General features: G+C 38.0%; 10 protein-coding genes and 1 pseudogene. 3 read left to right on the top strand and 8 right to left on the bottom strand.

Translation table 11 applies throughout. From position 1 onward, the window contains the following. The first annotated feature begins 199 nt into the window (after positions 1 to 199). On the top strand, positions 200 to 1,381 hold the full coding sequence (locus RM539_RS11605; RefSeq protein ID WP_311503567.1) for a hypothetical protein: 1,182 nt from the start codon (positions 200 to 202) through the stop codon (positions 1,379 to 1,381). A gap of 78 nt (positions 1,382 to 1,459) precedes the next feature. Here RM539_RS11605 and RM539_RS11600 read toward each other — a convergent pair whose 3' ends face one another. The 4 genes from RM539_RS11600 to RM539_RS11585 all read right to left on the bottom strand — a co-directional run bounded on the left by RM539_RS11600 (position 1,460) and on the right by RM539_RS11585 (position 7,051). Then, positions 1,460 to 2,923 (bottom strand): oligosaccharide flippase family protein, encoded by a 1,464-nt coding sequence (locus RM539_RS11600; protein ID WP_311503566.1) that lies wholly within the window; start codon positions 2,921 to 2,923, stop codon positions 1,460 to 1,462. A gap of 3 nt (positions 2,924 to 2,926) precedes the next feature. Beyond that, a complete protein-coding gene (locus tag RM539_RS11595) occupies positions 2,927 to 4,213 on the bottom strand; it encodes a glycosyltransferase family 4 protein (RefSeq protein ID WP_311503565.1) in 1,287 nt (428 codons plus the stop codon). Positions 4,214 to 4,216: 3 nt separating this feature from the next. Then, complete coding sequence (locus RM539_RS11590) at positions 4,217 to 6,643, bottom strand: YfhO family protein (RefSeq protein ID WP_311503564.1); 2,427 nt, start codon at positions 6,641 to 6,643, stop codon at positions 4,217 to 4,219. A gap of 135 nt (positions 6,644 to 6,778) precedes the next feature. Then, positions 6,779 to 7,051 carry a DUF4834 family protein gene (locus RM539_RS11585; protein ID WP_311503563.1) on the bottom strand — a complete coding sequence of 91 codons (273 nt, stop codon included), beginning with the start codon at positions 7,049 to 7,051 and terminating at the stop codon, positions 6,779 to 6,781. Between the two features lie 106 nt (positions 7,052 to 7,157). Between RM539_RS11585 and RM539_RS11580 the strand changes: the two genes are divergently transcribed. Beyond that, the gene (locus tag RM539_RS11580) at positions 7,158 to 8,117 is read left to right on the top strand and encodes a transporter (protein WP_311503562.1); all 960 of its coding nucleotides are present in this window, start codon (positions 7,158 to 7,160) and stop codon (positions 8,115 to 8,117) included. Between the two features lie 128 nt (positions 8,118 to 8,245). Here the strand turns inward: RM539_RS11580 and capB are convergent, their stop codons facing one another. The 3 genes from capB to RM539_RS11565 form a co-directional block, all read right to left on the bottom strand. Next, complete coding sequence (gene capB, locus RM539_RS11575) at positions 8,246 to 9,511, bottom strand: cysteate-C-fatty acyltransferase (protein WP_311503561.1); 1,266 nt, start codon at positions 9,509 to 9,511, stop codon at positions 8,246 to 8,248. Positions 9,512 to 9,645: 134 nt separating this feature from the next. After that, complete coding sequence (gene capA, locus RM539_RS11570; RefSeq protein ID WP_311503560.1) at positions 9,646 to 10,686, bottom strand: cysteate synthase; 1,041 nt, start codon at positions 10,684 to 10,686, stop codon at positions 9,646 to 9,648. A 107-nt stretch (positions 10,687 to 10,793) separates the two neighbouring features. Further along, positions 10,794 to 12,860, bottom strand: coding sequence for a S9 family peptidase (locus RM539_RS11565; RefSeq protein WP_311503559.1), 2,067 nt, complete (start codon positions 12,858 to 12,860; stop codon positions 10,794 to 10,796). Between the two features lie 125 nt (positions 12,861 to 12,985). Here RM539_RS11565 and RM539_RS11560 point away from each other — a divergent pair. Then, positions 12,986 to 13,308: pseudogene (locus RM539_RS11560) on the top strand (YbaB/EbfC family nucleoid-associated protein). Positions 13,309 to 13,413: 105 nt separating this feature from the next. Here RM539_RS11560 and RM539_RS11555 read toward each other — a convergent pair. After that, positions 13,414 to 13,929, bottom strand: a complete 516-nt coding sequence (locus RM539_RS11555; RefSeq protein ID WP_311503558.1) for a redoxin domain-containing protein — start codon at positions 13,927 to 13,929, stop codon at positions 13,414 to 13,416. Positions 13,930 to 14,018 lie beyond the last annotated feature (89 nt).

The following is a 14,018-nucleotide window of genomic DNA, read 5'->3' as shown; positions in this document are numbered from 1 at the left end:
ATTCCCGAGGTCGAGCCGTAGAGGGAATTTTACCGATTAAAAAATAAAAACTTTTATATTTTATAGTATTGAAATTAAGTTATTTAACATCTATAAAAATTCCGAATTGCTCCATTAAAATGTTTTAATTAATTTTTCTGGCACGCACTTTGTTTTCTTTGCTTTGACTATTATTAGTCTTCACTTAAACTTAAGCACCATGAAAAATTTTACTTTTTTACTTACTTTATTTTTTGTGGGATTATCAGCTTCGGCTTCAACAGATAATACCGCTACCCGCCCCTACAATGATTCCTTTATCTTTGTTGAAAATGGTGTTGAATTTGCAATTTATCCCAATGGCGAATTTGATTTTTATTTTAACCCCGACTTCAGAAGAACAGGTGTTGTAAATATTGCCATTCCACATACTAACATCAGTTACAATTCGGGATTTAATTATGATCCTTTTGTACAATATGATGACTATGGTGCAGTAATTCAGATTGAAAATGTTCCGGTTTATTATGATTACTACGGAAGGATTATACAGGCAGGAGATGTTTTAATCGATTATAACTATTATGGTAAGATAGCACGAGTTGGAAACCTTATTATACATTACGACAGGCTTAAAAGAATTTCTCATTATTCCGGTTTTATAAACAGGTACAACAGAAGTTATATCCCAAGACCATGGCATTCTTATTATACCAGGCCGCATGCTAATATAAGTATCGTTTATAACCGTCCTTACAGAGCCTATTATCAGCCAAACCGTATTACCTACAATCAATACATAAGTTATTATAATAATCATTATGCCAGCAGCCCAAACAGGCAGCGGTTTAACAGACCAAAAGATAATAATATTGCATATACCCGCGGCCGTCATGTAACGGAACAAAGAAATGTACGATCTGAAATCAGAAGTTCAGGTTCAAGATCTAACAGGAATGTAGTGCAAAGAGAGAGTGTTTCTTCCTCCGGAAGCAGAACAGCTGCAACAAATAGCAAAAGCAATAACAGAACGAACAGCAGGATAGAAACTACGGCAGGGAGTAATAACAATAACCGGAATGAGATTAACAGCTCCAGAAGTTCTTCCTCAGGAACTGAAAGAAGCATTAATTCCAGAGGTAGTGAAGTGAGAAACAGTTCCGGGAGAACTTCAGCAGTTAGAGAAAGAGAGATTATTAATACCCGAAGCAGAAGCAACAGAACTCAACAGATTAACAAGGCAACTACTCCGGCTACAAGTAGAAGTACCACAACACGAAGTTCCTCTTCCCGCAGCTCTTCACGGACTGCTGCTCCAGCTACAAGAAGGAGCTCCGGAGAAAATTCAAATACTTCAGCTTCAGGGAGAAGTTCGGCACGAAATGTGAGAAGTAACAATTAGAATGTTCATAATTTAATTTTTGGTTGGTTAGTTGGAAAACCCCCTTGATGTTTAGAGACACCCTGGGGGTTTTCTCTTTTATAAACTTTTCAATTTCAGATATTTCCTTAGCAGGACATTAATATCTTCAGAAAATTCAAGCTTCACTGTTACCAGAAAATATATGGCACAAATAAGTATGGATTTAAGAATGATATTAAGAACCGGATGAAACGGAAAATCCCAAAAATAAAAAGCAACGCATAAAATACCCGTAAATAATAAAATAATCCAGGTAAGCCTGCTGAAAGGATATATATTGAATTTTTTGTGTACCAGAAAGATTTTAGCCGTATTGTAAATAAAGAAGGCTACAAAAGTGGCTATTGCAGCACCTTCAATTCCGTACAACGGAATGAAAATCAAATTTAATATAAAGGCAAGAACACTAAGTAAAACACCAATTCCCAGGACCAGCCGGTAATAATCGGAATTAAATAGAATACTGTTATTGCTGCCCAGCATATTATCATATAACTTCACCAAACTTATTAACAACACCACAATTACACTTAGTTCATATTCTTCGGGAATCATCTCATAAAGCTGCCCGAGATTGGTGATAATCAAAATAAAAATTATCGCGCTTATAATAAGCAGGTTTACAGAACTTCTTTTATATAAATCTTTTAAACCTTCTCTATCTTTTGTATTCAGGAAATTTGCGGTCATAGGATGAATAATCTGGTGCATGGCCTTCTGAGGCACTGAAATTACGGTTGCGATGTAAATCCCAATTCCGTAGATAGCCACATTTTCAATGGGCAGATAATATTCAATCATTACTTTATCCAGATCCAGCAAAACCATAGCTACGGATGAGGCAATCAGGATAAGTGCAGTATACTTTAATACCGGCATTAAATTCCGCGGAAATTTTATGCCTATTTCCGGCATGTATAGAACAAAAGCGTAAATGGCCATTGCTATAGAGCGAAAAACAAAAACCCCGGCAACGCAGTAAATAAAGGCGTTCACACTTATCCAGTCAAAGTAAACCGTTAAAAGCAGCATACTAATGCAAAACCGATGAAAAACTTCTTTCATGAAATTTCCAAAAACGCTCTTATAATAAATTTTGGACCAGGAAAAGAAAACCTCAAAGTATGCCGTTGCAACTGCAATCACAAAAATAAGCCAGATATAAGGCTGTACCAGCTCATTCCCATCTGAAAAGTACTCCAGGAGCAAATCGTAGCTCAAAAGGCCAACAACTCCAATAACTACTGAAACCATCAAAGGTAGCAGTAAAACCAGGTTAAAAAGCCGGTCCTGCTCTTCTTTGCTTTTGTAAGAAGTAAAAAATTTAATCAATGTACTATTTACTCCAAAAGCCAAAAATGGCCAGATTAGATTGGCCGCGGAAAGCAAAAAGCTCACCAGTCCGTAATACTCCTGCTCCAGGAAATAGGTAAAAAGAAATAGTGTATTTATCGCTCCAATCCCAAAGCCAAAATAGGTAGTGACCAGGTTCTTAAAAGATTGATTGATAATTATACCCATAACCTACATTTTCTTTAACAGCATGGCAAGTTGAGCAGTGATATTCCTGCGGTGATAGTGGTCAATATTTCGGGATATTGATTTTAGCCGGCCATGCTTATATTCGGAATATAGCTGAAGCAGGTAAATCTTTAAATTTTCTTTTTCTGAATAACCAAAAAAACTTCCTCCAGAGGTTTCTTCAAGAATTCTGCGAACGTCCCATTCCATTGGGCCCATTGCTAAAATTGGCCTTTTGGAAGCTATATATTCAAAAACCTTCCCGGCAATAATACCTTTGGTTTCTTCGCTGTCTATTTCAATTAAAAGCAACACCTGGCTACGACGCTGAATTTCTATTGCTTCGGAATGGGGTACGTATTTTTTGATCTGTAAGTATATTTCTAATCCTTCGGCTTTAATTGAATCCAGCACTTCTTCACTTACTGCACCAACTAATTTTAATTCAAAATCTTGCTGAAAATCCTGATTTTCCTTAATCAATTCACCAAAAGCTTTCCAAAGATTCTTAGGATTCCTGCCCGAAAGTAGTGAGCCAATATGGGCAAAAGTGAATTTTTTATCCAGCCGAACATTTTCCGTTGCAACTTCTGTATCGAAACCGTTGGTAATCACAGAAACAGGTTGACTGGTTTTAACTTCAAATTCTTTTTTTGTAGTAAAACTGGTAGTGATAATATGATTGGCTCCCTTTAACACCTCATTTTCCAATTTCAGATGTTTCTTCTGAGATTTAGCAGTTAATTTTAGTTTATCATGATAACCAATGTTCGTCCAGGGATCCCTGAAATCTGCCATCCATTTTACGCCAAATTCATTTTTTAGCTGAAGCCCTATAAGATGCAAACTGTGTGGTGGCCCTGTTGTAATAACCGTATCTATCTTTTCTTCTGCTAAAATTTCTTTTAGAAATTTCACTGAAGGCTTTATCCAGAATTTACGGGCATCGGGGATAAAAAAATTCCCTCTGATGTAGAGCATCATTTTCTGAAGAAAACTTTGCTTTTCCTCTTTGGAGATTATCCCGGAACTAATGGTTTGCGTATCCTTTTTGGAAAATATTCCGGCTACGGCATAAGGTTCAAATATCTTATATTTTAAAACCTTAATGTTCTGCGGAATCTCAGTCTTTAAACTTTTATCAATTAAAGGATAAGTAGGGTTCTCCGGCACATAAACAACTGGCTCAACATCAAATTCCTGCAGGTATTTTACAAATTTTAGCCAGCGCTGTACACCGGGACCACCTGCGGGAGGCCAGTAATATGTAATAATAAGAACCTTTTTCATTCACTATTTTTCTTCTTTTTCCTTGCGCAGACCGTAAAAAATTCCGCCTAAAACCACCAATCCTAAAATAATGGAACTCGCCAGGGCAATACTGCTTCCGGTTTCAATTACTTCAGGTTCAAATTTAAAAGTTATAGTATGATCCCCCGCTGGAATATTCATTGCTCTTAATACATAATTTGCCTGTACATGCGGCACTTCTTCCCCATCAATATATGCCTGCCATCCCGGCTGATAATAGCTTTCAGAAAAAACAGCCAGCTGATCTGTTTCCGAATAAGTTCTGTACACCAGTTCATTTGGCTGCTCACCGATTAACTGGATTTCAGCATCTGCATTAAAACCAATATTTTCACCCAGTATTTCTTTGAATTCATTATTTATTACAGCCGTATTCTGAAGATCTACTTCTTTTAGCGCCAGAATTTCTTCATTCGCAGAATCAACCCATTCTACATTTTCCACAAACCAGGCATTGCCAAAAGCATCAGGATTTTGCTGTGCCTGCACTCCTCCCTGCTCTGTAGGAACAATAAAATACTTAATATTGAGCATATTAAGCACTTCCATATTATTTTGGGAAACATAAAAATCAAAAATATCCTGCATTCTTCCCGGTTTCGCGCCGTGATATCCCCCTATGGAATTATGAAAATAGGAAGCACGACTACTGCTAAAGGTATTGCCTGAAAGGTCAAAAACCCTGTAGCGGGAAGTATCCTGAAGAATTTGCCTGTCGGCTTCTGTTTGCTGGAAAGGCTGTTCCATCTGCCTTGCCTGCACAAAATCTTCATTATTTACATAGCGGCGGTCTACACCTATTAAATCTACAAGAAAAAGAAGGGCAAATCCCGCTATCACCAGTTTATCAGAAATTTTATTCTTCAGATAAAGCACAATAATTCCTGCTGAAAGAATTACAAATATCAAACTTCTCAAGGTGTCTGAAGTAAAAATAGCTTTCCGGTCTTCTTTCAGGGCCCGTACAAATTCAATCCCCAATTGCTGAATTAAAGCTGAATCTCCTCCACCGCTAAAATCAAAAAATACCGATTTCATGAATAAAAACAGCACACATAATCCACCGGTAATAATAGTGGCCCATTTTAAAGCTTCAGTCTTAATTTCTTCCTTTTCAGTTTTGCTGAATAATTTATAAAGGCCGAATATTGCCAGTACCGGCACGCACAGCTCAATAATCACCTGGATAGAAGTTACTGCTCTGAATTTATTATAAAGCGGCACATAATTGATAAAAAATTCAGAAAGAAAAGCAAGGTTACTACCCCAGGAAAGCAACAGGGCTAAAATACTTGCTCCGGCAATCCACCATTTTAATCGTCCCCTAATCAGGAACAGCGCGAAAATAAAAAGGAAAAGCACGCTGGCACCAATATAAGCAGGCGCTCCTATAAAAGGCTGATTTCCCCAATAAGTCGGGGCATTTTCAGCAAAATCTGCAGCCTGTACAGGAGAAGCTCCCAATTTTATAAGTGCGTTATAAACTTCAGAATCCCTGCCAACATCTTCCTGGCTGGAACCTCCCATAAACCGTGGAATAAAAAGATTTAGGGTTTCAGCAATACCATAGCTGTAACTCGTGATGTATTCAAAATCTAATCCCGATGCGGTCTTGGAAGAGCCATCAGGATTAATGGTAAGGCCGGTATTACCACGGGTACTAGAGGCAGTATATTCCTGCGTTGCAAGAAGGTTAGTGGCATTGGCGCCAATAGCAAGAATTACGGCAACAACCATAATTCCAAGAGACTTAAAATAATGCGGAAGGATTTTTTTTCGGAAGGCGTCAATTAGGTAAGCAATCCCTAAACAAATTACCAGCAACAGCAAATAATAAGTCATCTGGAAGTGGTTTGCTCCAATTTCCAGCGCCATTGCAAGGGATAATAATATGAAACCAAGGATATACCTTGACCTGAAAATCAAAACAATTCCGCCTAATACAGCAGGCATATAAGCAATGGCATGGGCTTTAGCGTTATGGCCTACTCCAAGAATAATTATAAGGTAAGTGGAAAATCCAAAAGCCAGGGCTCCTAAAAAAGCCAGCTTATAATCCAGTTTAAGGCATAACAGAAGAATGTAAAAACCTATAAAATATAAAAACAAATAATCTGCGGGCCTGGGTAAAAACCGAAGTACAGAATCCAGTTTTTTAATGTAATTATGAGGATAATATGCTCCTAATTGATAGGTTGGCATACCGCCAAAAGCAGAATCTGTCCAATAAGGCTCTTCCCCGGTTTGCTTCCTGAAATCACTTTGCTCCTGAGCCATACCTATATATTGCACAATATCACTTTGGTAAATCTCTTTACCCTGAAGTACAGGATTAAAATAGGCTAAGGCAATAACAACAAAACCCGCCAGAACGAGCAGGTGCGGAAGAAATCTTTTCAATTTAACCATCAATCAGATTTTAGGTTTGAAAACTTATCCTGAATTCTATAAGTTTCAGAATTACGGCCAAATAACTGAACTCAAGGCCGTATACAAAATTTATTATGGTCCTGGTTCGACACTTAGACCAGTAATGGTCCGAAATTAATCAATTTCTTCGTAATCGATATACTCCCCAACGTTTTTGTTAGATTTACTGCCCTTGCGGGGCTTTTTATCAATACTTACTTTGCCTTTTTTCTCCTGTGATGGCTGCTGATATTGATTAAACTGATCCTGAAATTTCTTTCCCATTTTCTTCATAAAGTATTTCAGGAGCAAAGGTCCCAAAAGCCGGAATAATATTTTAAGTCCAAAGTACACCAACAATATTATTAGTATTGTTTTTAGTACCCCGGAAAATGATGCTTCGTACATGCTTAACATTTTTGCAAAAATAAAAAGATGCCAACAGAATTCTCATTTTTCTTGCCATAAAAAAATAATAAATTCTCCTATCTTTGGTTGTAATAAAAAAGCACTCATGCGAAAACTACTTGCCTGCCTTAGTCTGTTTGCCTTAACTTCACTAACAATTCATGCCCAGTATACTGAAACTATAAACTCTAACCGGCCCGGGGAATCCCAGGGTGGATATGCTGTTGGAAGAGGAGTTTTGCAACTGGAAGCCGGCCCTTATTATGGAAATGACGATCACTCCATCTATCAGGAAGAAACAGAAATTTTGGGGGCAGGTTACGGATTACGATACGGATTATTAACCGAAAATCTTGAAATTAACCTTTCCGGATCTTTCCAGGCCGAAACTACTACCGTAAGAATTGGCAATACTGATGAAGAGTTTAAAAGAAGTAATTTCCGGACCAATACTATAGGGGCAAAATATCTTATCTTTGATCCCCATAAAAATGCCGAAGAAGACAAACCCAACCTATACAGCTGGAAGGCCAATCAACGTTTTAAATGGAAAAAACTTATTCCCGCTATATCTATTTACGGAGGGGTAAATTTTTCATTTGGAGAGAACCCTTACTTATATGAAGGTGAAGGAAAATTTAGTCCGAAAGCTGTAATTATCACCCAGAATAACTGGGGCAGATGGGCTTTGGTTATGAATTTTATAGCAGATAAATTTACTGAAGAGTTTCCCACCTACGGGGCAATAGTTACAGTAACACACGCCCTTACCCCTAAGCTGGCACTTTTTGGAGAATACCAGGGCTACATCAGCGATATATATGCCGATGATATACTTAGAGGTGGGGGGGCTTATTTACTTACAGATGACCTTCAGGTAGATATTTCAGGATTGGTGAATTTTAAAGATACTCCGCAGCGATGGCAGGTTGCCGCCGGGGTTTCTTATCGTTTTGATTTTCATGACCAGGATGAAGTCCTGGAGGATTCTTACGACGGGCCGAGAGACAGAAGAAGGCAGCGAAGCGAAGACAGCGGCTACCAGCTTGAAGGGGACAGTAATTGATTCTCCACATTTTATTTAAACCCAACCTACTACAGGCCCTATCTTCTCAACCAATTTTTCACGTAAAGGCAAAAAAAGGTTCAGTTTTAATTAAACCGAACCTATTAATACTGTAATAACACTTTATCCTAACTTTTGTTAAGCATTGCTTCAGAAACTGCTGCAGAAAGCCTTTTGTATGTTCCGTTTTCCAGCCTTTCCCTTATCGCAGAAAAAGCGTCTAAAGTTTCTTCCACATCTTTTAAGGTGTGGGACGCAGTAGGAATCATTCGAAGTAATATAAGACCTTTTGGAACTACCGGATATACCACAATAGAGCAGAAAACACCATGGTTTTCCCTAAGGTCTTTTACCAGCGCCATAGCCTCAGGTATACTTCCCTTAAGATAAACCGGAGTTACACAACTTTGAGTGGTTCCAATATCAAATCCGCGGGATTTAAGGCCGTTTTGAAGTGCATTTACGTTTTCCCAAAGTTTTTCTTTAAGCTCAGGCATACTGCGTAGCATTTCCAATCGCTTTAAGGCACCAACCACCAGCTGCATTTGCAGGGATTTTGCAAACATTTGCGAGCGCAGATTATATTTAAGATAATCCATAATTTCTTTGTCACCGGCTATAAAAGCTCCTGTACTTGCCAGAGACTTGGCAAAAGTGGCAAAATATACATCTATCTCATCCTGAACGCCCTGCTCCTCTCCTGCCCCGGCACCAGTTTTACCAAGTGTTCCAAAACCATGTGCATCATCAACAAAAAGACGGAATTTATATTTTTTCTTTAATTCTACTATTTCTTTAAGCTTCCCCTGCTCTCCACGCATTCCAAAAACACCTTCGGAGATAAGTAAAATTCCTCCACCGGTTTGTTCTGCAATTTTAGTGGCGCGCTGTAAATTTTTCTCAATGCTCTCCATATCATTGTGCTTATAGGTAAAGCGTTGCCCAAGGTGGAGCCTCACCCCGTCAATGATACACGCATGAGCATCTACATCATATACAATAACATCAGATTTTGAAACCAGGGCATCTATGGTAGAAACCATTCCCTGATATCCAAAATTTAAAAGATAGGCAGATTGTTTATGTACAAAAGCAGCAAGTTCATCCTGTAACCTTTCATGAAGATCGGTATGGCCGCTCATCATTCTTGCTCCCATAGGATACGCAGAACCATACTGTTTGGCAGCTTCAGCATCTACTTTTCGTACTTCCGGATGATTGGCAAGCCCCAGATAATCATTAATACTCCAGGTAATCACTTCCTTCCCCCTAAACTTCATGCGGTTGGAGATTTCTCCTTCCAGTTTTGGAAACACAAAATATCCTTCTGCCTGTTCTGCCCATTTTCCCAGAGGGCCTTTGTCCTTGTATATTTTGTCAAATAAATCCTTCATTGATTCTTTTTTATACCAGCAACAAAAGTACTTAAAATCGGCACAAATGCCCAAAGTTATTTCTCCTGAAGCTTATAAAAAGAAAAAGCATCTCCTTTTGAAGATGCTTTTAATATTGCTGATATGCTTAAATTTTATTTTATAAATTCAATTTGTTGTGTGGCAATTTCATTTTTAGTATCAAAAAAGCCCTGCTCATTCATCCAGTCATCACTGTAAACCTTACTCATATAACGTGAGCCATGGTCAGAAAATATGGTTACTACCCTGCTGTTTTCTTCAAATTCGCCTTCTTCAGCCAATTGCTTAATCCCTTGCATGGCGGCACCACTGGTGTATCCAAGAAAAAGCCCTTCGGTTTTTGCAAGGTCCCTTGCCATATGGGCACTTTCCTCATCGGTTACTTTCACAAATTTATCAATCACATCAAAATCGGTAGCAGTTGGAATTAGATTTTTTCCTAAACCTTCAATACGGTATGGATAGATCTCTTCGGAATCAAACTCACGGGTTTCATGAAACTTCTTTAGAACAGAACCGTAGGCATCAATACCTATTATTTTAATATCAGAATTTTGCTCTTTCAAATATTTAGCCGTTCCCGAGATGGTACCTCCCGTTCCACTGCAGGCAATAAGATGGGTAATTTTGCCTTCTGTTTGCTTCCAGATTTCCGGGCCGGTAGTACGATAATGCGCTTCCATATTCAGCTCATTAAAGTACTGATTGATATAAACTGAATTTTTAGTTTCAGAATGAATTCTTTTCGCAACCTGGTAATAAGACCTTGGATCATCTGCATCAACATGGGCGGGACACACATAAACTTTGGCGCCCATAGTCTTAAGCATGTTAATCTTGTCTTTTGAAGCCTTGGAACTAACCGCAAGAATACATTCGTAACCTTTAATCACGCTCACCATAGCTATACTAAAACCGGTATTGCCCGATGTGGTTTCCACAATAGTACTACCAGGCTTAAGAATTCCTTTTCTTTCGGCTTCTTCAATTATATAGAGAGCAATACGGTCTTTGGCGGAGTTGCCGGGATTAAAAGCTTCTACCTTGGCGTAGAAATCACCTTTAAAACCTTTGGTTATTTTATTGATTTGAATGAGGGGTGTATTCCCAATAAGTTGCAATACATTATCATACACTTTCAACTCTTCTTTCATAAAACCAATTTATGTTACAGAAAATGGTTTTAAAAAACTTTCTTCCACTCTAAGAGCATAAAAATAAGGTCTTTTAAAACATTTCAAAGTTAAGGCAAAAATTTTAATTATAGTTCAATTCCTTCTAAATCCAGTAAAAACGCATATTCTTCGGCTACTTCTTTTAAAGCCTCAAATCTACCGGAAGCACCGCCATGTCCTGCATCCATATTAGTATGCAGCAACAGCACATTATTATCTGTCTTTAATTCCCTTAATTTTGCTATCCATTTTGCAGGTTCCCAATACTGCACCTGGGAATCATGTAATCCTGTAGTAATAAGCATGTTGGGATACTCCTGCGCCTTTACGTTATCATAAGGGGAGTAGGATTTCATGTATTCATAATAGCCTTTATTATTAGGGTTACCCCATTCATCATATTCTCCTGTTGTTAAAGGAATACTGTCATCTAACATTGTGGTCACCACATCCACAAAAGGCACTGCCGCAATTACTCCGTTATAAAGCTGCGGCGCAATATTTACCACCGCACCCATTAATAATCCCCCGGCAGAACCTCCCATAGCATAAAGATGTTCGGGAGAGGTGTAATTTTCCTGTATCAAATGTTTAGACACATCTATATAATCGGTAAAAGTGTTCATCTTATTGTAGAGCTTTCCATCTTCATACCAATTTCTTCCAAGATACTCTCCCCCACGAATGTGGGCAATGGCATAAATAAATCCCCTGTCCAGAAGGCTTAATCTTACCGAAGAAAAATATGGATCTATAGTAGAACCATATGAGCCATAGGCATACTGCAACAATGGATTTTTCCCTTCTCGCAGTATCCCCTTCCGGAATACCATGGTTACAGGGATTTTGGTACCATCTTCAGCAGTTGCCCATAAGCGTTCAGAACTATAATTGTTTTTATTAAAATTACCTCCCATTACTTCCTGCTCTTTCAATACAGTTTTCTCCTTGGTTTCCATATCAAAATCTATTACAGAAGTTGGGGTGGTAAGCGAGTTATAGGTGTACCGGAGCGTTTTGGTATTAAATGCAGGATTTATGGAAGTGTAGGCTGTATAGGTTTCATTATTAAACGGAAGATAATATTCTTCGCTATTGTCCCAGCGGATAATCCTGATTTTGTTCAATCCATTGTTCCGTTCACTTACCACCAGAAAATCTCTGAAGATATCGATATCTTCCAGCAGATAATCTTTTCGGTGAGGAATTACATCCACCCAGTTTTCCATGGTGGTTTGCGAAACCGGGGTTCTCATTAATTTAAAATTCGCGGCACCATCCTTATTTGTAACCACATAAAAATGGTCTTCAAAATGGGAAATACTATATTCCAGTCCTTTTATGCGTGGTTGAAAAACCCGGAATTCCCCTTCAGGATTATCGGCTTCAAGAATGCGATATTCCATGGTTAAAGTACTACCTGAACCTATTATAATATATTTTCTGGATTTCGACTTATACACATAAGTATTAAAGGTGTCGTCATCTTCCTGAAAAACAAGTACATCTTCAGCAGGATCGGTTCCCAGGATGTGCCTGTAAATTTGATAAGATCTTAAGGTTTGTTCATCTTTTTTAGTGTAATAAAGCGTTTTATTGTCATTCGCCCAGGTTGAACTCCCTGTTGTATTTTTAATTTCTTCGGAATAAAATTTTCCGGTTTCCAAATCTTTAATTCTGATAGTATATTTCCTGCGGCTAATGGTATCTACCGCGAAAGCGCACAATTTATTATCAGGGCTAATATTTAATCCTCCCAGCCGGTAATAATCGTAACCTTCAGCCATTTCATTAACGTCGAACAAGATCTCTTCAGGAACATTTAGATTCTCCTTTTTTCTGGAATAAACAGGATAATCCTTACCTGTTTCAAATCTGGTAAGATACCAGTAGCCGTTCAACTTATAGGGAACCGATTCATCATCTTCCTTAATGCGCCCCTTCATTTCTTCAAATAGCTTTTGCTGAAGCTCTTTGGTGTGAGCAGTCATTTTTTCAAAATACTCATTCTCCTTATCCAGATAATCAATAACTTCAGGGTTTTCACGGTTATTCATCCAATAATAATTATCTATCCTAACATCTCCGTGAATCTCAAGTTTTTTCTCTATTTTCCTGGCCTTAGGTGGCAAAAATTCTTTTCTCAAATCCATAAATTTTTAAGCATCCCGCAAATGTAAAACTTCCAAAGAAAATAATTAATAATGGCGGGAGAAGTTCCAGGGATAAAGAGGGATTTTACTAAATTTGTAAACAACTCAATTAAAAAAAGAAGATTATGTTTGGAGATATGATGGGTATGATGAACAAAATCAAGGAAACCCAGGAAAAGGTTGAAGCGACCAAGGAAAGGCTAAAAACCGTTCTTATTGATGAAGAGTCAAGTGACGGATTATTAAAAGTGACCATTACGGCCACACGTGAAATTAAAATCTATCTATTGCCGATGATTTACTTGAAGATAAAGAGCAACTTGAAGATTATTTAGTACTTACACTTAATAAGGCAATTGCGCGCGCATCTGAAGTAAATGAAAATGAACTTGGTGCAGTTGCCAAAGATGGCATGCCAGATATTCCCGGGCTGGATATGTTTAAGTAAACTGTAAACAAAATAAACCCCCCGATGTTGTTAAACAAATCGGGGGTTATTTTTTGATCTCCTCTTAACTCTTAATTTCCAACTTCTAACCTCCTATTTCATCTCTCACGCTTCACCACGTGCAGGGTAATCTTCTTCCAACACAAAATCTATAGCTTTTAACAACTCATCAAATTTTGGTCGCGCAAATGGCATTGACTGGATTGAAGAAGCATAAAGGCTGAAATCTGGTTTAATTAGAAATAGCCCCGGCTCAAAAAACACATCCGGCTCCTCCTCTTTTATTCCTTCTGAAATATATAAATCCCATTTCCGGGCATCTTCAGGAACCAAACCATAACCTATATTAAGGTTTCCAATATCCCATTTTTGAGCAGTTTCTTCGGCTCTTTCTTTTGAATCTCCACTCACGCAAATTACACTAACACCTTTATTTCTAAATTTGTCAATCTTAGTATTCAGTTCTTCCAGGTATTTCTTGCAAACCGGGCAATGTAAACCACGATAAAAAACAATCATCGTAAAATTTTCAGGTTTTTGATCTCTTAACTCCCATTGCATTCCGTTGGTGGTATCAACAATTAATCCGGGGACTTCTTTTCCTGGCAACGTATTTTTCATAATTTTTCTCTTTATAATTTCCTGACAAATTACCAATTTTGAAACCCCTATTTATTAAAAGGCAATTAATCTTCTGTTAAGCTTGCCCA

This window comes from Autumnicola musiva, from assembly GCF_031846585.1.
GTDB classification, from domain to species: Bacteria; Bacteroidota; Bacteroidia; order Flavobacteriales; family Flavobacteriaceae; genus Autumnicola; species Autumnicola musiva.
The sequence above is the reverse complement of the archived record's forward strand: the minus strand, read 5'-3'. Positions and strand labels throughout refer to the sequence as shown.

What these genes read in the sequence shown, in the direction of transcription:
- RM539_RS11590 (WP_311503564.1), bottom strand. Translation starts at nt 6,643, where the DNA reads ATGGTTAAATTGAAAAGATTTCTTCCGCACCTGCTCGTTCTGGCGGGT.
- RM539_RS11585 (WP_311503563.1), bottom strand. Translation starts at nt 7,051, where the DNA reads ATGTACGAAGCATCATTTTCCGGGGTACTAAAAACAATACTAATAATA.
- RM539_RS11600 (WP_311503566.1), bottom strand. Translation starts at nt 2,923, where the DNA reads ATGGGTATAATTATCAATCAATCTTTTAAGAACCTGGTCACTACCTAT.
- RM539_RS11580 (WP_311503562.1), top strand. Translation starts at nt 7,158, where the DNA reads ATGCGAAAACTACTTGCCTGCCTTAGTCTGTTTGCCTTAACTTCACTA.
- RM539_RS11555 (WP_311503558.1), bottom strand. Translation starts at nt 13,929, where the DNA reads ATGAAAAATACGTTGCCAGGAAAAGAAGTCCCCGGATTAATTGTTGAT.
- RM539_RS11565 (WP_311503559.1), bottom strand. Translation starts at nt 12,860, where the DNA reads ATGGATTTGAGAAAAGAATTTTTGCCACCTAAGGCCAGGAAAATAGAG.
- RM539_RS11595 (WP_311503565.1), bottom strand. Translation starts at nt 4,213, where the DNA reads ATGAAAAAGGTTCTTATTATTACATATTACTGGCCTCCCGCAGGTGGT.
- RM539_RS11605 (WP_311503567.1), top strand. Translation starts at nt 200, where the DNA reads ATGAAAAATTTTACTTTTTTACTTACTTTATTTTTTGTGGGATTATCA.
- capB (WP_311503561.1), bottom strand. Translation starts at nt 9,511, where the DNA reads ATGAAGGATTTATTTGACAAAATATACAAGGACAAAGGCCCTCTGGGA.
- capA (WP_311503560.1), bottom strand. Translation starts at nt 10,686, where the DNA reads ATGAAAGAAGAGTTGAAAGTGTATGATAATGTATTGCAACTTATTGGG.